General features: G+C 72.2%; 19 protein-coding genes and 1 other RNA gene. 12 read left to right on the forward strand and 8 right to left on the reverse strand.

Features of this window, described 5'->3' with window-relative positions; all coding sequences use genetic code 11:
- The first annotated feature begins 27 nt into the window (after positions 1–27).
- Both JQS43_RS04650 and ssrA read left to right on the forward strand, forming a co-directional pair.
- Complete coding sequence (locus JQS43_RS04650) at positions 28–1,545, forward strand: SRPBCC family protein (protein WP_239677820.1); 1,518 nt, start codon at positions 28–30, stop codon at positions 1,543–1,545.
- 88 nt (positions 1,546–1,633) lie between these two features.
- Positions 1,634–2,007: a transfer-messenger RNA gene (ssrA, locus tag JQS43_RS04655) on the forward strand.
- 165 nt (positions 2,008–2,172) lie between these two features.
- Here ssrA and JQS43_RS04660 read toward each other — a convergent pair.
- Both JQS43_RS04660 and JQS43_RS04665 read right to left on the reverse strand, forming a co-directional pair.
- Positions 2,173–2,679 (reverse strand): hypothetical protein, encoded by a 507-nt coding sequence (locus JQS43_RS04660; protein WP_239677821.1) that lies wholly within the window; start codon positions 2,677–2,679, stop codon positions 2,173–2,175.
- 61 nt (positions 2,680–2,740) lie between these two features.
- The gene (locus tag JQS43_RS04665) at positions 2,741–2,977 is read right to left on the reverse strand and encodes a hypothetical protein (protein ID WP_239677822.1); all 237 of its coding nucleotides are present in this window, start codon (positions 2,975–2,977) and stop codon (positions 2,741–2,743) included.
- Positions 2,978–3,059: 82 nt separating this feature from the next.
- On the opposite strand from JQS43_RS04665, the gene fdxA reads away from it, so the two are divergent.
- Genes fdxA through JQS43_RS04680 form a run of 3 tightly spaced genes read left to right on the forward strand, consistent with a single transcriptional unit; the run spans position 3,060 to position 5,182 of the window.
- Positions 3,060–3,386, forward strand: a complete 327-nt coding sequence (gene fdxA / locus JQS43_RS04670) for a ferredoxin (protein ID WP_239677823.1) — start codon at positions 3,060–3,062, stop codon at positions 3,384–3,386.
- A 5-nt stretch (positions 3,387–3,391) separates the two neighbouring features.
- Positions 3,392–4,513 (forward strand): succinyldiaminopimelate transaminase, encoded by a 1,122-nt coding sequence (gene dapC, locus JQS43_RS04675; RefSeq protein WP_275581020.1) that lies wholly within the window; start codon positions 3,392–3,394, stop codon positions 4,511–4,513.
- Between the two features lie 3 nt (positions 4,514–4,516).
- Complete coding sequence (locus JQS43_RS04680; RefSeq protein WP_239677824.1) at positions 4,517–5,182, forward strand: nucleoside/nucleotide kinase family protein; 666 nt, start codon at positions 4,517–4,519, stop codon at positions 5,180–5,182.
- 67 nt (positions 5,183–5,249) lie between these two features.
- Here the strand turns inward: JQS43_RS04680 and dapD are convergent, their stop codons facing one another.
- On the reverse strand, positions 5,250–6,209 hold the full coding sequence (dapD, locus tag JQS43_RS04685) for a 2,3,4,5-tetrahydropyridine-2,6-dicarboxylate N-succinyltransferase (protein ID WP_239677825.1): 960 nt from the start codon (positions 6,207–6,209) through the stop codon (positions 5,250–5,252).
- Positions 6,210–6,235: 26 nt separating this feature from the next.
- Between dapD and dapE the strand changes: the two genes are divergently transcribed.
- Complete coding sequence (dapE, locus tag JQS43_RS04690) at positions 6,236–7,321, forward strand: succinyl-diaminopimelate desuccinylase (RefSeq protein ID WP_239677826.1); 1,086 nt, start codon at positions 6,236–6,238, stop codon at positions 7,319–7,321.
- 257 nt (positions 7,322–7,578) lie between these two features.
- Complete coding sequence (locus tag JQS43_RS04695; protein WP_239677827.1) at positions 7,579–8,337, forward strand: LOG family protein; 759 nt, start codon at positions 7,579–7,581, stop codon at positions 8,335–8,337.
- Positions 8,338–8,365: 28 nt separating this feature from the next.
- On the opposite strand, the gene JQS43_RS04700 is transcribed toward JQS43_RS04695, so the two are convergent.
- Positions 8,366–9,619 carry an ATP-binding protein gene (locus tag JQS43_RS04700; RefSeq protein ID WP_239677828.1) on the reverse strand — a complete coding sequence of 418 codons (1,254 nt, stop codon included), beginning with the start codon at positions 9,617–9,619 and terminating at the stop codon, positions 8,366–8,368.
- A 217-nt stretch (positions 9,620–9,836) separates the two neighbouring features.
- Between JQS43_RS04700 and JQS43_RS04705 the strand changes: the two genes are divergently transcribed.
- On the forward strand, positions 9,837–13,106 hold the full coding sequence (locus tag JQS43_RS04705) for an ATP-dependent helicase (RefSeq protein ID WP_239677829.1): 3,270 nt from the start codon (positions 9,837–9,839) through the stop codon (positions 13,104–13,106).
- Positions 13,103–16,381: an ATP-dependent helicase gene (locus tag JQS43_RS04710; protein ID WP_239677830.1), complete on the forward strand. Its 3,279-nt coding sequence runs from the start codon at positions 13,103–13,105 to the stop codon at positions 16,379–16,381. Before JQS43_RS04705 ends, JQS43_RS04710 begins: the two co-directional genes overlap by 4 nt.
- 151 nt (positions 16,382–16,532) lie before the next feature.
- Here the strand turns inward: JQS43_RS04710 and JQS43_RS04715 are convergent, their stop codons facing one another.
- Entirely contained in the window at positions 16,533–17,075 is a 543-nt protein-coding gene (locus JQS43_RS04715) for a DUF2087 domain-containing protein (protein WP_239677831.1), read from the reverse strand.
- A 195-nt stretch (positions 17,076–17,270) separates the two neighbouring features.
- Between JQS43_RS04715 and JQS43_RS04720 the strand changes: the two genes are divergently transcribed.
- Complete coding sequence (locus tag JQS43_RS04720) at positions 17,271–17,588, forward strand: IPT/TIG domain-containing protein (RefSeq protein ID WP_239677832.1); 318 nt, start codon at positions 17,271–17,273, stop codon at positions 17,586–17,588.
- Positions 17,589–17,590: 2 nt separating this feature from the next.
- Here the strand turns inward: JQS43_RS04720 and JQS43_RS04725 are convergent, their stop codons facing one another.
- From JQS43_RS04725 to JQS43_RS04735, 3 genes are read right to left on the reverse strand one after another with little or no spacing between them, the layout of a single operon-like run.
- Positions 17,591–19,669 (reverse strand): acetate--CoA ligase family protein, encoded by a 2,079-nt coding sequence (locus JQS43_RS04725; protein WP_239677833.1) that lies wholly within the window; start codon positions 19,667–19,669, stop codon positions 17,591–17,593.
- Between the two features lie 24 nt (positions 19,670–19,693).
- The gene (locus tag JQS43_RS04730) at positions 19,694–20,470 is read right to left on the reverse strand and encodes an enoyl-CoA hydratase/isomerase family protein (protein ID WP_239677834.1); all 777 of its coding nucleotides are present in this window, start codon (positions 20,468–20,470) and stop codon (positions 19,694–19,696) included.
- 12 nt (positions 20,471–20,482) lie between these two features.
- Entirely contained in the window at positions 20,483–21,391 is a 909-nt protein-coding gene (locus JQS43_RS04735) for a MurR/RpiR family transcriptional regulator (protein WP_239677835.1), read from the reverse strand.
- 120 nt (positions 21,392–21,511) lie between these two features.
- Between JQS43_RS04735 and JQS43_RS04740 the strand changes: the two genes are divergently transcribed.
- Both JQS43_RS04740 and JQS43_RS04745 read left to right on the forward strand, forming a co-directional pair.
- Entirely contained in the window at positions 21,512–22,525 is a 1,014-nt protein-coding gene (locus JQS43_RS04740; protein ID WP_239677836.1) for a TAXI family TRAP transporter solute-binding subunit, read from the forward strand.
- A complete protein-coding gene (locus JQS43_RS04745) occupies positions 22,522–23,040 on the forward strand; it encodes a DUF1850 domain-containing protein (RefSeq protein ID WP_239677837.1) in 519 nt (172 codons plus the stop codon). The genes JQS43_RS04740 and JQS43_RS04745 overlap by 4 nt, the downstream gene beginning before the upstream one ends.
- The last annotated feature ends 12 nt before the right edge of the window (positions 23,041–23,052 follow it).

The following is a 23,052-nucleotide window of genomic DNA, read 5'->3' on the forward strand; positions in this document are numbered from 1 at the left end:
CGCCGTCATCCGACATATATTCGCGCAATGGCCGAGCTGCGGCTCCACTTCGATCTCGCGCACCCCCGGCAGCGGGTGTGGCGGGCGCTGACCGAGCCGTGGCTGCTCGGCCAATGGTTCATGGCCACCGACCTGGCACCCCGCGAGGGCAGCGAGTTCGAGCTGGATCCGGGGACCCGGCCGGGCTTTCTCGGCCCGATCACCGGGGAGGTGGTGACCGTCGCCGCCCCGGACGAGTTGGTGATGCGGTGGCAGGCAGAGAAGCTCCACACCCGGGTGAGTTGGCAGCTGCTCCCTTCCGGCGACGCGTGCCGGCTGGTGCTGGTGCAGAGCGGCTTCATCGGCGCACCGGCGGCGTTGCGGATCGCCGCGCTCCGAACCACCTATGCGGAGCTGTTTGCGCGGCGCCTCCCGGAGCTACTGGGCCGGATGGCCGCCGGGGAGTCGACAGCGGCCGGTTCGGCAGCGGCCGGCGCGCCGCTGCTTCGGCCGCCGTCGCCGGTCGCCGCCGCGGAGACCCGGCGGCGTCGGTTGCGGGCGAACGCGGCGATTACCGCCTGGGAGGCGACCAGTACGCGGGATGTGCGGGCGAACCGGCCGGGTCGGGCTGCGCCGGACCTGGCCGGGCTCAGCGGGGCTGGGCCGGTGCGGACTGGGCTGGCGCGGGCTGGGCTGGCGCAGACTAAGCCGGCTGCCGGGCAGCTTCCTGGGCCGGTCGCGGCTCCGGCGCCATCGGCGCGCCCGGCGGGCTCCGGCCACACCCGGGCGGCGAAAGCGCCCCGGCCCGCCGGCTCGGTCGACGGACCGGTCGCCGCTACGGCTTGGCTGCGCAGCCTCGCGATCGGCGGGGCGGCGGCGCTGGCGGCCGCGGTGGTCTTCGCGGCGATGGTGTATCCATTGGACGGGTCCGAGGGGCCGCCGCCGGTCGGAGACGGGCCGCTCGACGGGCCACCGGAGCCGGGGATGGCGCTCCAGCCCGGCACGGTGCCGGTGGCGACCGGTGCCCGGCCCGGGGACGGAGTCCCGGCCGGGTCGGTGTCGGCGGCGCCGACGGGTGAGCTGCCTGACCCCGGTGGGGGTCCGGTCTCGGTCACCGGGTCGGCGGACTTTCCCGCCGCCCCGCCCGGTGGTGGGAGTTCGGCACCGCCGGTCACCCCGTCCGCCGGGCCGCCGCCGGATGGGTCACCACCGGATGGGTCACCCCCGGACGGGTCGCCGCCGGAGGAGCCGGCGGTCTTCGACGCGACAATGAGCACCGCGGGCTTGCCGCTGCTCGGTGGCCGGGCGGTGGCGGTGACGGTCAACAACTCCGGCTCTTCGGCGGCGGAGTGGACGGTAACCATGCAGGTCGGCGTCCAGGACGTGGTGAACATCACAGGCGCGGAGTATGCCCGGGTGGGAGACGAGGCGATCTTCACCGCCCCGGCCGGTCTGGGGCCGGGCGAGAGTCAGGTCTTCGAGTTCCACCTGCGAGCTCCGGTGCTGGGCCTGATCGGTGCCCGGGATCCGACCGGTTGCCAGATCGACGGGCAGGCCTGCGGATGAGCGGGCTGGGCGGACGAGCGAGATACTGGAATGCCGGGCGGGCGGCGCGGCGTTATGCTGAGGGTGCGACAGCTGGTCGCAATCCCGAGGGGGTGACAGGTTTCGACTTCGTACGTTGCGCCAGGGGAAGCGAGCCGAGGAAGCCGACGCCCGCTCGTTAAAACGGCCGTCGGAAACCACAAGCGCCGACAATAAGCGCGCTGACTACGCTCTCGCCGCCTGAGCGAGTAGCTAGTCTGTCGGTCTGGGAGCGCCTTCGTCCCAGCAGCCGGCATCAGTGAGAAGGCTGGCAGACCAGACCCGGTCGCGGGGTCTGTGACGCGAGATTAATCAGCGACTGGGCCCGTCACATCGACTCGCTCGCGTGATCGATGGGGCCGAGCAGAGACGTAGCGAGCTGCGCTCGGAGAAGCCCTGGTAATGCGGCGGAGGACCCGGGTTCGATTCCCGGCACCTCCACCCAAGCGAACCGCCGGCCACCCTGTGGCCGGCGGTTTCGCGCTTTCCGGGGTAGGCCCCGGCCATACATGGAGCGGTCATACCTTGAGGTAGTCAGCGCACAGGGGTAGGCGGCCAGTCCCTGGCATGACTGGCCGCCTACCGTGAGGTGACTCCGGTTATGTGGTCTCAGGTGTCCTGGCCGGATGACTTGGCGTCTTTGGTGGGACGATGCTTGTTGACCTCGTCGCGGACCTTCGTCGCTTCGTCCCGGACCTTCGCCGCCGCCTCGCGGGTGGCGTTCGCCGCGTCCTCGGCGGCGGCCCCGGCCCGCTCGCGGACGGTCTCCGCGGTGCCGTTGGCCCGCTCCCGGAGCGAGGCGGCGGTGGCCTGCACCTGTTCCGGCAGGATCGCCTCCCGGGTCTCCCGGCGAGCCAGCAGGGTCGCCACCGCGGCGCCAGCGACTGCGCCGAGGGCGAGCCCGGTGCCCAGCCACCGCCAGCGGTCTACCGGCGGCTCGCCGCGCAGTGCCCGGCCGGCGTCGGTCACCCGTCGCCGCGCGACCTGGCCACTGCGCCGCGATGTCCGCCCGACCTGCTTGGCGCCGTGCTCGGCGGCGGAGAAGAGCTGCTCTACCGCGGCCGTGACGTCGTCACGGGTCCGCCCAAGATTGTCTGAGTCGGGTACGCGAATCATGCGCCACCTCCACGGGGGGTCGGCAAATGGCGTCAAAGTCAGTGCCCACTGCTGGCCGCGGTTAAACCTCCGGGGGCCGACGCGGCGAACGGCGTGGGGGCCGGGGCGGGATCCGTTTCGCCGCGACCACCGCCCGGCGGTCGATGTGCAGCTCAGCGGTGTCCGTGGCGACGCTTAGCGAGGTGTCGGTTATGTCGGTCAACGTGCCGAGTGCGTCGCTGAGCACCGGCCGGCCGGCCCGCTCGCCCACGATGCGGCGCACGACCACCCGGTGCCCCAGATCATGCGGTCCGAGCACCGTCGACCACCTCCTACCGGAGATATTAGGCTGGGTGGTGCCGCGGGCGATCGCGGCTTAGGCACGTCTGAAAGGACGACCAGTGACGTACATCATCGCCGAACCGTGCGTTGATCTGCTCGACAAGGCATGTATCGAGGAGTGCCCGGTCGACTGCATCTACGAGGGCAACCGGATGCTCTACATCCATCCGGACGAGTGCGTCGACTGCGGCGCCTGCGAGCCGGTCTGCCCCGTAGAGGCGATCTTCTACGAGGACGACGTGCCGGAGCAGTGGAAGGAGTACACCGCGGCGAACTACGAGTTCTTTGAGGACCTCGGCTCGCCCGGTGGCGCCGCGAAGGTCGGCAAGCTCGACAAGGACGCGGCGTTCGTCGCCGCCCAGCCGCCCCAGCAGTCCGACCACTGACGGCCGTGTCGCCAGCGGAGCGCGGCGCCGCCGACCGGCCGCGCCGCGCCGCCGCGTTGCCCGACTTTCCCTGGGACCGGCTGCGCCCGGCGAAGGAGCAGGCAGCGGCCCACCCGGACGGCGTGGTGGACCTTTCGGTCGGGACACCGGTGGATCCGGTGCCCGAGCCGGTGCGGGCCGCCCTGTGCGCCGCCGCGGACTCGCCTGGCTATCCGACGGTGGCCGGGACGGCCCGGCTGCGGGAGGCGATCACCGAGTGGGTCGCCACCCGCTGCGGGGTCTCCCCGGAGCAGCTGGCGGTGTTGCCGACGATCGGCTCGAAGGAGCTGGTCGCAGCGCTCCCCGCACAGCTCGGGCTGGGCCCCGGCGACACGGTCGTGGTGCCGTCGATCAGCTACCCGACCTATGAGGTCGGGGCGCTGCTGGCCGGCGCTTCGGTGGTCCGCAGCGATTCGCTGACCGCGGTGGGCCCGTCGTCGCGTACCCGGCTGGTCTGGGTGAACTCGCCCGCCAACCCGACCGGGCGGGTGCTGCCCATGGCGCATCTGCGCAAGCTGGTCGCCTGGGCGCGGGAGCGAGGCGCGGTGCTCGCGAGTGACGAGTGTTACCTGACGCTGGGCTGGGAGGGCGACCCGATCTCGGTGCTGGCCGCGTGCGACGGCCGGTACGACCGGGTGCTGTCGGTGCATTCGCTGTCCAAACGGTCGAATCTCGCCGGCTACCGGGCGGGTTTCATCGCCGGAGATCCGGAGCTGGTGGGCCAGTTGTGGGAGGTGCGCAAGCACAGCGGGGCGATCGTGCCGGCGCCGGTGCAGGCGGCGATGGTGGCGGCGTTGGCCGACGAGCAGCACGCGCGGGCGCAGCGGGAGCGGTACGCGACCCGCCGGGCGCTGCTCCGCCCCGCGCTGGTCAAGGCCGGGTTCACCGTCGAGCACTCCGAGGCCGGCCTCTACCTCTGGATCACCCGGCAGGAGCCCTGCTGGCAGACGGTGGCGTGGTTCGCCGAGCGGGGGATCCTGGTGAGTCCGGGTGAGTTCTACGGGCCCGGTGGCGATCACCATGTGCGGGTGGCGCTGACCGCCAGCGATGAGCGGGTCGCGGCCGCGGTCTCCCGGCTCACCGGCTGAGCCATGCCCGAGCGGCTGGAGCTGCCAGAAGACCACCTGGAGCCGTTGTGGGCGCGCGCCCGGCGACTGGCTGGGCAGGGCGGCCGGCGGCTGCTGGGGTTGGCCGGCGCGCCCGGTGCTGGTAAGTCGACAGTGGCCGAGCTGCTGGTGGCGGAGTTGGCCCCGGCCGCGGTCCTGGTGCCGATGGACGGCTTCCATCTGGCCGACGCCGAGCTGCACCGGCTCGGCCGGCATCTGCGGAAAGGCGCGCCCGACACCTTCGACGCGGCCGGCTTCGTCCAGCTGCTCAGCCGGCTGCGTGACCCGGCGCCGGAGCCGGTCTACGCCCCGCGGTTCGACCGGTCCCGGGAAGACCCGGTCGCCGGCGCGATCCCGGTGCCGCCGGAGCTGCCGTTGGTGGTGACCGAGGGCAACTACCTGCTGCTGGCCGAGGGGGTCTGGCAAGCGGTGCGGGAGCTGCTGGACGAGGTGTGGTTCATCGAGCGCGACGAGGCGACGCGGGTGGGCCGGCTGACCGCCCGGCACCAGGCGTACGGGCGGAGTCTGGCGGAGGCGGCAGATCGCGCGCGCGGTAGTGACCAACGCAACGCGGAGCTGATCGCCGGCACCCGGCACCGCGCCGACTTGATCGTGCACCTCACCCCGCGCCGCCCCGCACCCCCGCGCTGATCATGGACCTAGGGTCCATGATCAGCGCCAGATCAGGTGCCAAACCCCATGATCAACGCGTCAGCGGTCAGTTGTGGGAGTGGAGCGCCGGGTTGAGCAGGATGCCGGACCCGGTGCGGCTGCGGGCCTCTAGCGCGCCGGTGACGGAGTTGCGCCACAACATCAGGTTGGAGGTGCCGGATAGCTCGCGGGCCCGGACGATCCCGCCGTCCGGCAGCGTCACCTTGGAGCCCGCGGTGATGTAGCAGCCCGCCTCAACCACGCAGTCGTCGCCGAGCGAGATGCCGATGCCGGCGTTCGCGCCGATCAGGCACCGCTCACCGATGCTGATCACCTCGGTGCCGCCGCCGGAGAGCGTCCCCATGATCGAGGCGCCGCCACCCACGTCGGAGCCGTCCCCGACCACCACCCCGGCCGAGATCCTGCCCTCCACCATGGAGGCGCCGAGGGTGCCGGCGTTGAAGTTGACGAACCCCTCGTGCATCACCGTGCTGCCGGTCGCCAGGTGGGCGCCGAGCCGGACCCGGTCGGCGTCGCCGATCCGGACCCCCTCCGGCACCACGTAGTCGGTCATCCGGGGGAACTTGTCCACCCCGTACACCGCCAGCTGGCGGCTGTTGCCGCGCTCCAGCAACCGCAGCTCGGTCACCCGGTCGGTGGGGCAGGGGCCGGCCGAGGTCCAGGCCACCGTGGCGAGCAGCCCGAAGATGCCTTCCAGGTTGGCCTGGTGTGGCCGCACCAGCCGGTGCGAGAGCAGATGCAACCGCAGGTACGCGTCGGCGGCGTCCTTCGGCGGGTCGGCCAGCGACGAGAGGTGGACCTCCACCACTTCGGTGCGCACGCCCGGCAGCACCCGTGGCCCGACCATCGTGGCGAGGCCGGCGTCGTCGACGAGCACCGCCATCCCGCCGGTGGTGGCGGCGCCCAGCCCGAGCGAGCCGGCCGGGAACCACACGTCAAGGACGGTGTCGTCGTTGGTGATGGTCGCGAGGCCGGCGCCCCACGCCGGTGAGGTGGAGAAGCTCATACCGGCAGACGCTACCGTTTCTGGTCATGAGCGAAGCGCTGACCCCGCCCGTGCTAGCCGATCCGGTGGCGTTGACCCGGGCGCTGGTCGACATCGAGTCGGTCTCCGGCGACGAGGAGACGATCGCCGACGCGGTGGCGTCGGCGTTGCGGAGCGCCGGGCATCTGACGGTCGACCGCTACCGGCACAACGTGATGGCCCGCACCGAGTTGGGCAGGGCGCAGCGGGTGGTGCTCGCCGGGCACTTGGACACGGTGCCGGTCGCCGACAACCTGCCGGCCCGGGTCGCCGACGGGGTGATCCACGGCTGCGGTACCTCGGATATGAAGTCCGGAGTGGCGCTGGCGCTGCAGCTGGCGATGACGGTGCCGGCCCCCCGGTACGACGTGACCTACCTCTTCTACGAGGCCGAGGAGGTGGAGTCGGAGCGCAACGGGCTGTTTCTGGTGTCCCAGGCGCATCCGGAGTGGCTCGCCGCCGACTTCGCGATGTTGCTGGAACCGACGTACGGGCTGGTGGAGGCGGGGTGCCAGGGCACGCTGCGGGCGATGGTGACCACCCGCGGCGTTCGTGCCCACTCGGCGCGTTCGTGGCGCGGCGAGAACGCGATCCACGCCGCCGGTGAGGTGCTGGCCCGGCTGGGCGACTACCAGCCCCGCCGGGTGACGATCGATGGCTGCGAGTTCCGGGAAGGGCTCAACGCGGTTCGGATCAACGGTGGGGTCGCCGGCAATGTGATTCCCGACGAGTGTCGGGTGGAGGTGAACTACCGGTTCGCCCCCGACCAGTCAGTGGCGGCCGCCTCCGATCATGTCCGGGAGGTCTTCGACGGGTTCGAGGTGACGGTGGTCGACGCCGCCCCAGGGGCGCTGCCCGGGTTGACCGCGGCGCCGGCGGTGGAGTTTCTGCGGGCGGTCGGGTCACCGCCGAACGCGAAACTGGGCTGGACCGATGTCGCCCGGTTCGCCGAACTCGGCATCCCGGCGCTGAACTTCGGGCCGGGAGATCCCAACCTGGCCCACGCCCGGGACGAACGGGTGGAGATCGCGAAGATCAGCGAGGGCGCGTCAGTGCTCCGGCGCTGGCTCGCCGGGGAGGAGACTGCGAGCTGACGCACCCGGTGGGGCCGGGGGTGCGCTCACCGGGTGCGGGGCGTCGTTGGCGGCCGCGGCCCGCCGCTGCGCCAGCAGGAGCCGGATTCGCCGCCGCGACTGCCGACGCACGCGGGCCAGGTCGTGAACGCTCATCATGTCGTACCTCCCGGTGGCCCACCACATACCGCGTATGTGTTAGGTAAGACGCGGGAGACGGTCCGGTGGGTTGCGTCTCGCGGCGATTTTTTCGGCGGCATTGGATGGGGTGGAGCGTCATGGCGTACGAGGAGGACGGGCACGGGCTGGCCGGGCCGGAGCGGCACCGGGGGGCGGTGACCCTCCGCGGCGACGCGGTGCCCCGGCTCACTGAGGACCAACGCCTGCTCGATTCCCGGGCCCGGGCCGACTGGAAGACCAAGGACGCGTGGCGGGCGCTGCGGATCCTCTCCGAGTTCGTCGAGGGGTTCGACACCCTGGCCGAGCTGCCTGCGGCGGTCAGCGTCTTCGGCTCCGCCCGCAGCGAGCCCGACAGCCCCGAGTGCGACCTGGCGTGGCGGGTCGGCGCCGGACTGGCGGAGGCCGGGTACGCGGTGATCACCGGCGGCGGGCCGGGGGTGATGTCGGCGGCGAACCGCGGCGCCGCCGAGGCGGGTGGCCTGTCGGTCGGGCTCGGCATCGAGCTGCCGTTCGAGCAGAAGCTCAACGACTGGTGTGAGATCGGGATCGACTTCCGGTACTTCTTCGCCCGGAAGACGATGTTCGTCAAGTACGCTCGCGCGTTCGTGGTGCTGCCGGGAGGCTTCGGCACCCTGGATGAGCTGTTCGAGTCGCTGACTCTGGTGCAGACTCGCAAGGTCACCCAGTTTCCGGTGGTGATGATGGGCTCGGCGTACTGGCAGGGGTTGTTGGACTGGCTGCGGGACACGTTGAGCGCCGACGGCAAGATCAAACCGTCGGATCTGGACCTGATCCACGTCACCGACGACGTGGCCGACGCGATCGCGCACATCCAGGCCGCCGACTCCGGGCTGTGACCGGGGCAGCTCCGCGAGGGCTCGTTGCTCAGGGCTCGAGCCGCCAGAGCGCGTCCATCGGCAGGGCGCGCAGTCGATCTCCGTAAGGGAGCGTCTGCCCTCCGGTGTAGAGCACAATGCCGGCTACGAATCGGTCGCCCGCCTGTCGGGCGAGGTCGCGCAGGCCTGCGAGGTCCTCAGCACGTACGGTCGCGCCAGCTTTGACCTCGATCCCGACCACTCTGCCGTCCGGAGACTCGATCACCGCGTCGACCTCGCGTTGCTCCTTGGTCCGGTAGTGGTAGAGCCTGCCCCGCTGCTGCGACCAGGTTAGTTGTCTAGCTAACTCCATTTGTACGAAGCTCTCCAGTATCGGGCCAGCGGCGCCACCCGGCTCCCCTAGCCGATGGGCGTCCTGCCCAAGCAGGTGGCACGCGATACCGGAGTCCACAAAGGCTAACTTGGGAGTACCCACGATCCGTCGGGCGTGGTTCGGCGACCAGGCCGGGATGCGTTTGATCAGGAAAACCGCGGTGAGCAACTCCAGGTAACGATTCAGCGTGGTGCGTGGGATGCCAGACTGGCCCGCGATCGCGGCGGGCACGAGTAGTCCACCGGTGTGCGCAGCCAGCAACCCGAGCAGCGAGAGCAGTTCGCCGTGGCGTTCGATGCTGGCGAGCTCCAGCACATCGCGTTCGATCAGAGTAGCCAGGTACGAGTCGAAGAATGCGCTGCGGCGCCGCGGTGTTCGTCTTACCGCCTCTGGGAAGCCTCCGATCGTTACCCGCTCAAGGTAGTCTCGGCGGCGCAATTCAGAGGTGTGTTCGAGTTCCGGGCCGTGTCGGAAGACCGCGTCCACAAAACGATCCGGTGTGCTCGTCAGCTCGCCTTGCGAAAACGGCCACAGTTCTATGATCTCCATCCGCCCGGGCAGTGTGTCCGGGAGGTGGCGGAGTGAGAGCACGCGGGAGGATCCGGTCAGTAGGAACTGGCCAGGACGTGGGTCGAGGTCGACGGTCAGCTTGATCGGCGACAACAGCTCAGGCGCTAGCTGGATCTCGTCGATGATCATGAGCCCGTCGTGATCCACGAAGCCGGTCGGATCATCGCGGGCAGACAGCAGTGTTGCTGGGTCATCCAGCATGCGAACGCTGGTGGGAATCGTGGCTTCGGTCGACAACCGGGTGAGTGTGCTCTTGCCCGCTTGCCGAGCACCGTTGATGAGCACTACCCGGGTATCGGCCAGTGCCTCGGTGACCAGCTCTTCCGCGTGGCGACTGAGGAGGCGGCGATCGGTCGACATGACGTCATTGTCGCCGATAATCAAGATCAACGGTCAGATGGCCGCTAGGTTCGTGGTCACCTAGCCATGGCTACCGTGGTCACCTAGCCATGGCTACCGTGGTCACTTGGCCATAGCTGCCGTGGTCGGCTGGTCGTACCTGTTGGCACCGCTGCCGAGCGTGGCTGGCCCATACCCGCGGGCCGGGCGGGTCAGCTCGTCGTACTGGCGTGGTGTGATGGCACGTGTGAGTCGGGAGAGGCGCGGGTACCGGTTGGTCCGGCCGGTCGAGCCGGCGGGGCCGGAGGGTTTCGTTTCCGACCCGGAGCAGGCTGCGGCCGTGGCCCACGTCGACGGGCCGCTGCTGGTCGTCGGCGGACCCGGTACGGGCAAGACCACCACCCTGGTCTCGGCGGTGACGGCCCGGGTGGTCGGCGGTGTCGACCCGCAGCGGCTGCTCGTGTTGACCTTTGGCCGGCGGATCGCCGGTGATCTGCGCCGCCGGATCGAGCGGCGCCTGACCGAGGCGGCCGGCACCGTCCCGGAGCCGCTGGTGCGCACCTTCCACGCGTACGCGTTCGGCCTGTTGCGGCGGGCCGCGGCGAGCCGGGGGGAACCGCCACCGCGGCTGCTCACCGGGCCGGAGCAGGACACAGTCATCCGCGAGCTGCTCGCCGGGGATGAGGCGCGCTGGCCGGAACGGATGCGGGCGGCGCTGCCCACCCGGGAGTTCGCCCGGCAGTTGCGGGACCTGCTGCTGCGGGCGGCAGAGCGGGGCATCGACGCGGCGACGCTCGCCGCCTACGGCGAGAAGGCGGGCCGGGACGACTGGCGGGCGGCCGCCGAGTTTCGCGCCGAGTACGAAGCGGTGTTGGCGCTGCGCGACGCGACCAGCCGGGCCTCGGTGGGGTATGACTACGCCGAACTGGTCGCCGCGGCGGTGCGGCTGCTGCAAGCTGACCCGGAGTTGCTCGCCGCCGAGCGGGCCCGGCTACGGGCGGTCTATGTGGACGAGTACGCCGACACCGACCCGGTGCAGCGGGAGTTGCTGGCGCTGGTGGCCGGGGGTGGGGCGCCGCTGGTGGTCTTCGCCGACCCGGACTCCGCCATCTACGGGTTCCGCGGCGGCGACCCGGCGGGGGTGCGCACCTTCCCCGACGACTTCCCCACCCCGGCCGGGGCGCCCGCGCCGGTGCTGACGCTGCGCCACGGCCACCGCGGCGGGGCGGCGGTGGGCGCCGCCGCCGCCCGGGTGGCCACCCGGCTACGAGGTCCGGCACGGCACCGGTCGGTGACGGCGGCCGCGGGGAGACCGCCGGGCAGTGTCGAGGTGCGGCTGTTCCGGTCGCCGGCGACCGAGCACAGTTGGCTGGCGCACCGGTTGCGGGAGATCCACCTTCGGGAGCAGGTGCCCTGGTCGGCGATGGCAGTGGTGGTGCGCGCGGGGGGCCAGTTGGCGCGGGCCCGGCGGGCGCTGCGGGCGGCGGACGTACCGGTGGTCACCCACGCCGAGGACCTGCCGCTGCCGAGCCAGCCGGCGGTCGCGCCATTGCTGCGGCTGCTGCGCTGCGCGCTCGATCCGGCCCGACTGGACGAGGCCGCGGCGGTGAGTCTGCTGCATTCGCCGCTGGGCGGCGCCGACCCGTTCACTGAGCGGCGGCTGCGGCAAGGGCTGCGGGCGCTGGCCCGCTCTGCCGGTGATCAACGGCCTTCCGGGATGCTGCTGGTGGAGGCGCTGCGGGAGCCGGCGGAGCTGGCGATGGTCGACCGCCGGTGGGCGGCGCCGGCGAAGGCGGTCAGCGGCCTGTTGGCGACCGCCCGCGAGGCGGCCGCCGTGCCGGGCGCCACCGCCGAAGCGGTGTTGTGGGCCGTGTGGCGGGCGAGCGGCCTCGCCGAGCGTTGGCAGGCGGTCGCCACCGGCCACCGCGGCGGCGCCGAGGCCATCGGCGAGGGCCGGGGTGAGGGCCGGGGTGAGGCGGCCCGGGCGGCCGCTGCCGACCGCGATCTGGACGCGATCGTGGTGCTCTTCGACGCTGCGGCCCGGTTCGCCGACCGGCTGCCGGGAGCCCGGATCGAGGTGTTCCTCGACTATCTGCAGGGTCAGGAGCTGCCGGCGGACACGCTGGCGCCGAGCGCGGACCGGGGCGAGGCGGTCCGGCTGCTCACCGCTCACGCGGCGAAGAGCCTGGAGTGGGAGGTGGTGGCGCTGCCGGGGGTGCAGGAAGGAGTGTGGCCGGATCTGCGGCTGCGCGGCAGCCTGCTGGGGGCGGAGCGGCTGGTCGACCTGCACGCGGGCCGGGAGGTCGGCACCGCCGGGCAGAGTTCGGCGTTGCTGGCCGAGGAGCGGCGACTCTTCCACGTGGCGGTCACCCGGGCGCGGCGGACGGTGCTCGCCAGCGCGGTCGCGGCCGATTCGGTGGGCGGCGACGAGCTGGCCCAGGAACCCTCCCGGTTCTTGCGGGAACTGGCCCCGGACGCGTTGCCGCTCGACGAGCAGGACGACGCCGGGGCGCCGGCGGTGGCCGGGGTCGCCGCCGGTGAGTTGAGCCGTGGCCTCGGTCTGACCCTGCCCGGCGTGGTGGCGGAGCTTCGGGGTGTGGTGGCCGACCCCGGGCAGTCGGCGGCCCGCCGGCAGGCCGCCGCCGCGCAGCTGGCCAGGTTGGCGCGGGCCGGGGTCCCCGGCGCCGACCCGGACCAGTGGTGGGGGTTGGCGGCGCTCTCGGACGATCGGCCGTTGGCCGGCGACGGGGACGTGATCCGGGTCTCGCCGTCGGCGATCGAGTCGGCGCTGCGGTGCAGCCTGCGCTGGCTGCTGGAGAAGCACGGTGGGGGAGAGCCCCCCAGCGCCGCCCAAGGGGTGGGGAACCTGGTGCACGCTACCGCGATGCTCGCCGACCGGGCCACAGTGGATCGGGCGGAGCTGGTGGCGTGGCTGGGTGCCCGGTTCGACGCGATCGAGCATGCGGCGCGCTGGCTCGCCGGGCCGGAGCGGGACCGGGCCGAGCAGATGATCGACAAGTTGGTCCGGTGGGTCGCCGGCAATCCCCGCCGGCTGCTCGCGATCGAGCAGGAGTTCACCGTTCGGCTGGACAACGTGGAGCTCAACGGTCGGGTGGACCGGTTGGAGCTGGATCCGGCCGGCCGGCTGGTGGTGGTGGACCTGAAGACCGGAAAGCAGGCGCCGGCCGGGCCGGAGATCGAGCAGCATCCGCAGCTCGGCGCCTACCAGGCGGCGGTGGCGGCCGGCGGCTTCGCAGAACACGGCGACGAGCCCGGCGGGGCAACCTTGGTCCAGCTCGGGACGGGCACAAAGGACGCCAGGGAGCAGGCACAGTCCGGCCTCGCCGACGCCGGTGACCCGGAGTGGGCGGGGGCGCTGGTTCGGCGTACCGGGGCGGTGATGGCCGGGTCGACCTTCACCGCGGTGCGCAACAACCGGTGCCGCACCTGCCCGGTGCGGACCAGCTGCCCGATCTCCGGGCAGGGACGGCAGGTGGTGCAGCCGTGACCAGGCGAGCGCGGCCCGCCTACGACGCCGGCCCCCGTTACACCCCGTACGAGCTGGCGGAGCTGCTGCGGCTGGCGCCGCCCACGGCGGAGCAGGCGGCGGTGATCCAGGCCCCGGTGAGCCCGCTGCTGGTAGTCGCCGGGGCGGGCTCCGGCAAGACCGAGACCATGGCCGGCCGGGTGGTGTGGCTGGTCGCCAACGACTATGTGCGGCCGGAGCAGGTGCTTGGGCTGACCTTCACCCGCAAGGCCGCTGGCGAGCTGGCCCACCGGGTGCGTACCCGGCTGGGGCAGCTGCAGCGCCGGCTGGGCCGGGAGCCGGCCGACCAGTACGTCAGCGCCGGCGAGCCGACCATCGCCACCTATCACTCGTACGCCGCGCGGATCCTCGCCGAGCACGGGGTACGTGCCGGGCACGAGCCGGCGGCCCGGCTGCTGACCGAGGCGGCCCGGTGGCAACTCGCCGACGAGTTGGTCCGCAACTACGACGGGGACATGGCCGGGGTCACCTTCGCCCCGTCGACAGTGACCGACGCCGTGTTGGCGCTCGCGGCTGAACTCTCCGAGCACCTCGCCCACCCCGACCAGGTGGCCCGGTGGACCGGCCGGTTCAGCGACGCCGTGACCGCCGCTCCCGGCCGGGTCTACGCCGGCGTCCAGGAGGTGCTCGACCGCGCCCAGGTGCGGCTGCGGCTACTGCCGCTGGTTCGGGGCTACGAGCGCCGCAAACAGGAGGAGGAAGCGCTCGACTACGGCGACCAGCTGGCCCGGGCGGCGCAGGTGGCCCGGGACCACCCGGAGGTGGGGCAGGTGGAGCGGGAACGCTTCCCGGTGGTGCTGCTCGACGAGTACCAAGACACCAGCCACGCCCAGGTGGTATTGCTGCGGTCGCTGTTCGGCGCGGGGCACGCGGTGACCGCGGTGGGTGACCCCTGTCAGTCCATCTACGGGTGGCGGGGGGCCAGCGCCGGCACCCTTGACCGGTTTCCCGAGCTCTTCACCGGCGCTGATGCCCCGACTCCGGTCCGGCAACTCACCACAAGTTGGCGCAACCGGCCCGAGATCCTAGCGGTGGCGAACCGGCTGGCCGCCCCGTTACGCGCCGCCGGCGCCCGGGTGGCCACCCTCGCGGCCGCGCCCCGGCCGGCCGACCCGGTGGGGCGGGCAACTATCCGGTGCCATCTCGCCGAGACCTACCTGGACGAAGCGGCGTGGGTGGCGAACCGGATCTGGGTGGCGTGGCAGCGGGACGAGCCGCCGACCAGCGCGGTGCTGGTCCGGCGGCGGGATCAGATCCCGGCGGTGGAGACGGCGCTGCGGGCCCGCGGCTTGCCGGTGGAGGTGGTGGGGCTCGGCGGGCTGCTGGACACTCCCGAGGTCCGGGACGTGGTGTGCACGCTTCGGGTGCTCGCCGACCCGGCGGACGGGGCGGCGCTGGTCCGGATGCTCACCGGGGCCCGGTGGCGGATCGGCCCGCGGGACCTGGTGGCGCTGCACCGGCGGGCCCGGGCGCTCGCGGCGGCCCGCCGTCCGGAGTCGACAGACGAGCCGGAGATCGTGCCGGACCGGCTCGACGAGGCCACCCTTTCGGAGGCGCTAGCCGACCTCGGCGACCCGGTCGGCTACTCGGTACCCGGCTATCAGCGGTTGGTCGAGTACGCCGCGGAGCTGGCGGCGCTGCGGGCTCGACTGGATCAGCCGCTCCCGGATCTGGTCGCCGATGTGGTCGCCACCATGGGCCTGGATGTCGAGGTCGCGGTGCGGGCGAGCGCGGCCGGGGACGGCGACGCCGGCCTGTCTCGGGGGCACCTCGACGCCTTCGGCGAGGTGGCGGCGAAGTTCGCCGCCGAGGCGCCGGGCGCCACATTGGGTGGGCTCCTCGCCTATCTAGCCGCGGCCGAGGACGAGGAGCGAGGTTTGGCGCCCGGCGAGGTCGAGGTGATCGAGGGCGCCGTGCAGATCCTGACCGCCCATGCGGCGAAGGGGCTGGAGTGGGATGTGGTCGCGGTAACTGGCCTCACCGAGCAGGTGTGGCCGTCGCCGCCGAAGCGTGCCGACCACTATCTGCAGGGGTTCGGGGTGCTGCCGTTCCCGCTCCGCGGTGACGCCGACAGCCTGCCCGCTTTCTCGGTTGCCGGGGCCGAGGACCAGCGGGCAGTGGAGGCGGCCCGGAAGTCCTTCGAGGAGGCGTGGCGAGAGTACGACGAGCGGGAGGACCGCCGGTTGGCGTACGTGGCGGTGACCCGGGCGCGGCGGCAGTTGCTCGCCAGTGGCTACTGGTGGGGCGACGGGGTGAAGAAGCCGCGGGGGCCGTCCGGCTTCCTGCTCGACATCGCTGACGAGTGCCGGGCCGGCGCGGGTGTGGTCGACGGCTGGGCGCCGGCGCCGGCTGATCAGACGGCCAATCCGACTGCGGCGCTGGATGCTACTGCGCCGTGGCCGGTGGACCCGCTGGGGCCGCGGCGGCCAGCGCTGGCGGCGGCCGCGGAGCTGGTGCGGTCGGCGATGGCGGCGGCCGAGGGCACCGATGACGGTCAGACCGGCGAGGTCGACCCGGTCGGCGATGACTGGCGGCAGCGGGTCACGCTGCTGCTCGCCGAACGCGCCGAGCGGCAGCGCCGGGGTGGCGAGTTGACGGTGCGGCTGCCGGCGCAGCTGTCGGTCTCGCAGCTGGTGACGCTCTCGGCTGACCCGGCGGCGCTGGCGCGGACGCTCCGCCGGCCGATGCCCGCCCGACCCGACCCGTACGCCCGGCGGGGGACCGCGTTCCACATGTGGCTGGAGCAGCGGTTCCAGGGCGACCAGCTGCTGGATCTCGACGAGCTGCCCGGGGCCGCGGACGCCGACGCCGCCGGCGATGCGGCCCTGACCGAGCTGCAGCAGCGGTTTCTCGGCAGCGAATGGGCCGACCGGGTGCCTGCCCAGGTCGAGGTGCCCTTCGCCGCGGAGATCGGCGGGGTGGTGGTGCGGGGCCGGATCGACGCGGTCTTCGCCGACGCCCCGAAGTACGGCGGAGTGGCCGGCGGATTCGACGTGATCGACTGGAAGACCGGCCGGCGTCCGAGCAGCGCCGCGGCGACCCGGGCGGTGGCGGTGCAGCTGGCGGTCTACCGGCTGGCCTGGGCCGAGCTGGCCGGCGTGCCGATCACCACTGTGCGGGCCGGCTTCCACTACGTGGCCGAGGGCCATACGGCGCGGCCCGTGGACCTGCTCGACGCGGACGCGTTGGCGACCTTGGTGACCGCGCTCCCTACGGCCGAGCCGGCCCCATCCTGAGCGGACGGTGCACCTCCGGCACCGCCTGACCCGCGCTGCCGTCCGCCGCTTGGTGGGTTGAGTGGTGATCCACTACGCGACAAACCAGGGCCGAACTGGCAAACCAGGCACCACTCAACCCGCCAAGTCGGGTGAGACTATCCGCCCGCCGTCAGTCGGTGAGCAGCGTCGGGCCCCCGATGCGCCAGTAGGTCCCGGCCTCTCGGGCCATGAGCTCCTCGTCGACCAGATGGCGGCGTAGCGACGCGTAGTCGGGGTGCCAGGCCCGGAGGGTCGCGTCCACCTCGCGTTCCGGGTAACGCACGCCCGGCTCGAACGCGGCGACGATGTGCTCAAGTACCACCCGGCGCTTGCCCCATGCCGCCGGGAGTTGGGTGAGTCGCCCCTGCTGCAGGAAGGTCTGCAGGATGGTGTCCCGGGCCGGGTCCGCGTCGAGCGGTTCGGCGGGCGGCGAGGTTGCCGCAGTCTCGCGGACCGCGCGTTTGAAGGCCTCCCGGTCAGCGGTGAGCGCACCGTCCACCTGATACAGCAATCCGGCGCGCTCCAGGCGCCGGAGCGCCGCCATCACCTCGCGCAGCGGCGTTCCGGTGGTCTTGGCCACCTGGTCGGGGGTGGTGGCGCCGAGGGTGACTGCCGCGAAGACCGCCAGCCGATCTGGTTCGGCGAGCAGGCCACACAACTCACGAGGTCCCACGGTTCGACGCTACCTGCAGGGCCAACCCATTAACAGCGGCCGGCCCGGGGCGCCGGGCGAGGCCGCCGGGCGAGGCCGGTACGGCGCCGGGCGTCCGAACGGGTGAATGCAGCGTGTCAGATTTGTCGGGTGAAACGTGAGTAAATACCTTTCACGAGTAATTCGGGCATAACCCCCTAGTTCTGAGGAGTCCAGATGTCCAAGTCACGCGATGAACTCTGGCTCGCCCCACGTTGGGCCACGCGGCGTCCGCGGCCAGCTCCGGTGATCGACTCTTGCGAGCTGACCACCCGCGCCGATGGCGGGCTGGATGTGGTCATTCGTGGTCGCGGGCTCCGGTCCGGGGTGATGCCACCGCAGATCCGGATCGGCGGCCGCCCGGTGCGCCGGGTCGAGGGGTGCAGCGAGACCCAGCTCTTCGGCGTAGTCGCGCAGGGCGACGCCGGCGACGAGGTGCTGGTCGACCTAGGCCCCGGCGGCGAGGTGAGCGCTGCGGTCGCCAGCGTCGCGTGACCTCAGTCGACGACGAACGCCCGAGCATCCAGTATGGTGGCTCCGGCCGGTTGGGCGAGTACCGGATTGAGTTCAAGCTCGACCACGTCGGGATGGGCCAGGACAACCTCGCCGACCGCGACGATCAGGGCCACCACCGCGGACAGATCGGCCGCGGGCGCGCCGCGGTAGCCCCGGAGCAGCCGGGCCACGCCGAGTCGGTCGAGCATGGCGCGCGCCTGCGGTGCCGTCACCGGCAGCGGCTGGACCGAGACATCACGCAGCAACTCGACGAGCGTGCCGCCGGCGCCGACGGTCAGCACCGGACCGAAGGTGGCGTCCTGCGCCACCCCGATCAGCAGCTCCACGCCCGGCGTCTCGACCATCGGGGTGAGCAGCGCACCGGTCAGCGCCGCGGTCGGAACGGCCCTGCTCACCTGGGCCAGCAGCTCCTGATAGGCCACCGCGGCGTCGGCCGGCGCCACCCCGAGCCGAACTCCCCCCACATCGGACTTGTGGACCACGTCGGGTGAGACCACCTTGAGCGCCACCGGCCCGGCCAGCTCACCAGCGGCTTGTGCGGCCTCGGCGGGGGTGCGGGCGAGCCGATGCGGACCGATCGGCACCCCGGCGGCTGCGAGTAGTTCCCGGACCGCCGGCTCGGTCAGGGGCCGGAGCCCGTCCGGCGGCGCCGCGGGGGAGGGCAGTGGTGGCCACTGCGGTGCCGCCGCGGCCAACCATTGCTGCCGGGCCGCGATCGCCGCCGCGCACCGGACCGTGACGTCGACGCTGGACATGACCGGCACGCCGGCCGCCGCCAGCGGCGCCAGCACCGGGCTGCGTTCACCCGGGTAGACACTGCAGACCAGCAACGGTTTGCCGGCCACGGCGCGCTCGGCGAGCACCTGGCTGGCCCGTTGTTCAGCCGCGGCCAGGGTCGGATCGAAGCGCTGCGCGTACCCCCCGATCAGCCCGACCAGGATTACCTGGTCGACCTCGGCGTCGGCGAGCAGCAGCTCGGCGGCTTCGGCGAAACGCGCCGGGTCGGTGTCGGTGGCGCCCGCCACGTCGACCGGGTTGTGGACCGCCGCGGCCGGCCCCAGCAGTCTCCGGAGCCGGCTCCGGGTGGCTTCGGCCGGCTCGGCGAGCCGGAGCCGACCAGTGCCCGCGATCGCGTCGGCGGTCATGGTGGCGTGGCCTCCGCCGTCGGCGAGCACCGCCACCCGCGGGCCGGCGGCGGGCCAGTTCGCCAGGGCGGCGCTCACCGGCAGCAGTTCGTCCTCCCGCGCCACCACCTCGGCCCCGGCGGCGTGCAGCGCGGCGGTCGCCACCGTGGCGTCGCCAGCGACGGCGCCGGTGTGCGAGCGGGCGCTGCGACCGCCAGCATCGCTCTGGCCCCCTTTGAGCAGGACCACCGGTTTGCGCCGGGCGGTCCGGGTGATCGCCGCCAGCGTCTCGCGGCCACGTCGAAACCCTTCGGCGTAGCCGCAGACGGCGCCGACGTCGGTGGCGTCGCCGAGATAATCGATGAGCTCCGGGAAGCCGAGGTCCGCCTCGTTGCCGACCCCCGCGTACCGGCTGAATCCGGTACCGCCGAGGCGGTGCGCCGCCGCGATTACGCTGAGCAGCAGGTTGCCGCTCTGGGAGATGACCCCGAGCGGGCCCGTTGGCACCTCCGGCAGGCCGACCAGGTTGATCCGGGCGGGTAGGTGGAAGCAGCCGGAGGTGTTCGGCCCGAGCAGGCGTACCCCGTGGTCGCGGGCTGCCGCCACCGCCTCGGCCTGGTAGCGGGCGCCCTCGTCGCCGGTCTCGGCGAAGCCGACCGCGACCGCGACCGCGCCGGCTACCCCGGCGGCGCCGCAGTCGGCGAGCACCGCCGGCAGCGACCGCGCCGGGGTGGCGATGAACGCGAGATCCACCGGGGCGCCGATCGCGCTGACCGTTGGGTAGGCGGGCAGCCCGAGTACGCAGGCTTCCCGCGGGTGCACCGGGTAGACCGGGTGCGGGTAACCGTCGTCGAGCAGTTGCCGGACCGCGTGGTTGCCGCGTTTGCCGTGGTGGTTGGAGGCGCCGACCACGGCGATCGCGTGTGGATCGAACATCCTGTCGACGGTCGACCGCATCGCTCAGCGCCCTTCGAAGCTGGGGGTCCGCCGTTCGGCGAAGGCCGCCAGGCCTTCCCGCCAGTCGGCGGTCCCCATGCAGGTGGTCAGCGCCGACACCTCCTCGGCGATCGCCGCTCCGATCTGGTCGGGCTGGTTGAGCTGCTGTTTGAGCAGCCCGGTCGGTACCGGTGCGGAGTCGGCGAGCCGGCCGGTCAGGTCGCTGACGGCCGCCGGCAGCTCCGGGCTGGCGACCGCCTGGTGGGCCAGGCCCCACGCGGCGGCCTCGGCACCGGTGAAGCGGCGGCCGGTGAAGAGCAGCTCGCGGGCCCGGGCCAGGCCGACCAGCTGTGGCAGCAGCATCGTGACGCCGCCGCCGACGTAGGTGCCGAGGGTGAGTTCGGGGAACGCGAAGACGGTCTCCGGGGTGGTGATGAGAAAGTCGGCCGCGGTCGCCAGTTCGGCGCCGGCGCCGAAGGCGTAGCCGTGCACCACCGCCAGCACCGGTTTGGGGAGGCCGACCAGGTCGGTGACGGCGGCGCCGGCAAGTTCGGCGTAGCCGCGCCGGTCGGCGAGGGTCCGTTCGCTGCCGGCGTGGGCTTTGAGGTCGGCGCCGGCGCAGAAGGCCCGGCCGGCGCCGCGCAGCACCACCACCCGGATGGTCGGGTCGGTTCCGGCCCGGGCTAGCTGTTCCCGCAGCGCGGTGTACATCGGTTCGCTGACTGCGTTGAGCCGTTCCGGCCGGTGGAGGGTGAGGGTGAGTACTGGGCCGTCTTGTTCGTCTAGCACCGGGCCGGTCACGAGGGATCCTTCCTAAGTGGTGGGCTGGTTGCGTCCCGCCCGGGCCGATCGGCGCCGCGGCGGTTCATAGTAGACAGCGAACTCCTCGAGGAGCGCCTCCTCGGTGGCGAGGGCTTCGCGGGACTCGGCGCCGAGCCGCGCCGCCACCTCGGCCGCGATCGCCTGGACCAGCGAGACCACCGCGGTCATGGAGCGCAACACCGCCGGGCCGGTGGTGTCGGTGAGTAGGGCGTGATCGGCCGACGGCAGCAGCGGCGAACCGGTGTTGTCGGTGATCGCCACGGTGGCTGCTCCCCGTTGCCGGGCGCAGCGGAACCCGGTGACGGTGTCGGCTGAGTACCGGTGGATGGCGAGGGCCACGAACGCGTCGCCGGGGTGCACTTCACGAAGCTGGTCGACGATCGTGCCCGGGGTGAGTAGTCGCACCCGTTGCCGTACCAGCTGCAGTAGGTACCACAGCAGGTAGGCGGGGCTGTGGGACTTCCGCAGCCCGAGCACGTGCACCGCCGGGGCCGCGCTGAGCAGTGTCGACACCTGCGTGAGCTGCCCCGGCGGGAGGCGGGCGAAGGTGCGGGCCAGGTTCTGTTGGTCGGCGCGCGCGGCCCGCTCCCAGAGGTCACCGGCGGTCGCCGGGTCACCGGCGGTCTCGAGTCGGTGTACGAGCTGGGCCTGGTCGTGCAGGTGTTGTTTGCACAGCCGCCGTAGGGCCGGGTAACCGGGGAGCCCTAGGAATTGGGCAAATCGTGACACAGTGGAAACATTGACGCCGACCTGTTCGGCGAACTCCGCCACGGACAGGAATGCGACCCCCGCTGGATCTTGTAACACCTGGTCAGCGAGGGTTCGGTAGGCCGGAGTCAGCTGCCGCGCCCGCTCGTGGATCCGGGCGGCGAGGGCGGAGTAGCTATCCGGGGTGCTCATGCGAGTGACAACACTTGCACGATTCGCTTGCGGTTTCAACTCAATGTGGCATAGAGCCTTGCATAGATGGAGACGGCAGAATACGGTACCGACCTCACTCATGGTTTTGGGAGGATGAGCATGACTGCAGTGACCCGCCGGGTGGCGCTCCGCGCGACCATCCCGGCAGCGGTAACGGCATTGATATTGACAACTGCCTGTGCGCCCGACGACTCCAATGGCGAGGAACCAGGTGACGCGGGCGAGCTGTCGCACATGCTGCTCGCCACCGGGTCGACCGGGGGCACCTATTACCCGCTCGGCGGGGGCATGGCGAGCATCTGGTCGGAGGGGATCGACGGGTTGACCGTGAGTGTCCAGGCCTCCGGCGCCTCGGTGGAGAACCTCCGGCTGCTACAGGCCGGCGAGGTGGAGCTCATCATGGCGGTCAACGGGGTCGCGATCAACGCGATGAACGGCGAGGGAGACTTCGCTGGCGAGGACCACGACTTCATGGCGATCGGCAACGTGTACGCCGAGGTGACCCAGATCGTGGCCCGTGCCGACGCGGAGATCGAGACCATCGCCGACCTAGCGGGCAAGCGGGTCCAGATCGGCCCGGCCGGCAGCGGTACCGAGGTGTCGGCCCGGCAGATCCTGGACTACCACGGCATCGATGCGGACAGCGACATCGACTCCTTCCAGGACAGCTTCGGCGACGCCGCTGACCAGCTGCGGGACGGCACCGTGGACGCCGCCTTCGGGATTCTGGCGTTGCCGGCGGCCAGCATCATCGACGTCGCCACCGGTACCGACCTGGTGATGGTCGACCTCGAAGGGGAGCCGTTGGAGCAGATGCTCGCCGACGACGCCAGCCTGAGCGCGGTGGAGGTGCCCGAGGGCACCTACCCGGGCCAGGATGACGCCGCGACCTGGGTGACTAACTGGGCGACGCTCTATGTCGCCCCCGGCCTCGACGAGGACCAGGTGTACGAGCTGGTCAGCCTGATGTACGAGGGGATGGACCCGGACACCGTGGGCCACGCGGTGGCGGACGAAATCCAGCTGGATACCGCGATCGACGGGCTCGGCGGCGTGCCGCTGCACCCCGGAGCCGAGCGGTACTACGAGGAACAGGGCGTCGACCTGCCGTGACCCGGCGGCGGGTGGTAGCGCTGGTGGCCGCCGCCTCGACGCTCGTGGCGGCGGCGGTCACCGGCTGGCTGCTCCCGCAGCGGGCCGACCCGATCGACGGGCTGCACCTGCAGGTGTGGGATCACGAGCGGGAAGCGGTCGCCTACCAGCGGCCGGTGGTTGCTGGTGAGACGTTCCAACTGCGGCACACCCACTCGGTGACCCGGCGGCCGGTGGTGGAGACCTTCTCCATCACCGGCGCCGCGGGCATCGGCTTGGAGGAGCTGTGGTTCGACGAGTTCGGCCCGAACCTACCGGCCGGGCCCGAGCAGATCGGTTCGGTGACCACCACCTTCCACCGCGAGTCCGACGGTTTCCGGGTGGAGCATCATGGCCGGCTCCTACCGACCGTCCCATTGCGAGTAGGTAGCGCTTCAGTAGATCATGTGTTGACCTTCCTCGACGGGGCCGACCTGCGGCTGCTGGAGATCGCCCGGGCAGGTGCGTACGTGGAGCTCCGGGTCACCGGAGGCTGAGACAGGAGAGAC

The sequence above is a fragment of the Natronosporangium hydrolyticum genome, from assembly GCF_016925615.1.
Taxonomy (GTDB): Bacteria; Actinomycetota; Actinomycetes; order Mycobacteriales; family Micromonosporaceae; genus Natronosporangium; species Natronosporangium hydrolyticum.